General features: G+C 65.7%; 1 protein-coding gene. It reads right to left on the bottom strand.

Annotated features, from left to right (window positions below):
* Nucleotides 1–195: 195 nt before the first annotated feature.
* On the bottom strand, nucleotides 196–1309 hold a 1114-nt coding region (locus AC2VOP_RS00960), incomplete at its 5' end, for an IS30 family transposase (RefSeq protein WP_486959223.1).

Below are 1309 nucleotides of genomic sequence, written 5' to 3' on the forward strand. Positions count from 1 at the left end.
CGGCATCAGGCCGCCGATCACGTCGGTTTCCCCTTTTCGTCACAGCAAGCCTGGCCGGGCCCACAATGAACGCCGTACGGGGCCGAAGGCCCGCACGGAGCAACCCATGTAATCGGGGGCGGTCGGCCACGCAACAGCATGTATCGGCGAAATCTGCGAACATCCACGAAACTGCGAACATCTACGCTGGGCCGCTTACGCGGTCTTGGCGGCGGTGCCGGTGAACAGATCAGCTGGTCGGGCCCAACCGAGGGTTTTACGTGGCCGGTCGTTGATCTCGTCGGCGACCCGCTGCAGTTCCTCGGGCGAGATATGTTGCAGATCAGTGCCTTTGGGGAAGTAGTCGCGCAGCAGGCCGTTCATGTTCTCATTGGAGCCGCGTTGCCACGGCGAGTGCGCGTCGCAGAAGAACACGCGGGTGCCGGTGGCCGCGGCGATCTGCTGGTGGTAGGAAAGCTCCTTGCCCTGATCCCAGGTCAGCGTCCGCCGAAGATCCGGCGCCAGGGCGCCCAGCGCGGCGACGACGCCGTCACGCATCGCCTCGGCGCTCGGCCGACCGGTGCACACGTGAACCAGGATCACAAAGCGGGTGACACGTTCGACGAGAGTGCCTATGGCGGAACGGTTTCCGGCACCAATGATGCTGTCGCCCTCCCAGTGCCCGACCTGCACCCGGTCGCCAACCTCGGCAAGCCGATCAGCGATCATCGTCATATCGGCGATCCGACCACGGCGTTCCAACCCCTGCACCTGCCGACGCCGCCGGCGCCGCCGCTTGGCTGGCCGGGTCACATCGATCCGCGGGTCATAGATCGCCTGATAGATGGATTCGGTACACAGGTGCCGCTCGGGTTGGTCGGGAAACCGGATCACCAACTCGTGAGCGATCTGTTCGGGACTCCACTTCTTGGCGAGCAGCTCAGAAACGACAGCACGGAGTTGTTCGTCACGCACTACGCGGCGGGTGCGTGACGGCCGGGATCGCCGCCCGACGGCGAGCCGGTCAGCGGTGGCGGGCAGGTAGCGGCCGTGATCGTCAGCGTTACGTTCGAGCTCGCGCGAGATCGTCGAGGTCGACCTGCCGAGTTGTTCGGCGATGCCGCGCATACTGACACCCGCACGGCGAAGGTCAGCGATCGTCGTCCGCTCGGCCAGCGACAGATACCGAGGATTCCGCGGCGTGGGTTCTGCAGCACTCACGGGTGGATAGTGCACCGCCTCCCCGGCCTTGTTGCAGACCGTGCGCCCATAACGCCAGCGTGTCCCCGTCCTGCGGTCGATCCCTACGACCCGGCACGCCTCGGAGTTG

Source organism: Mycobacterium sp. TH-M106, from assembly GCF_057473765.1.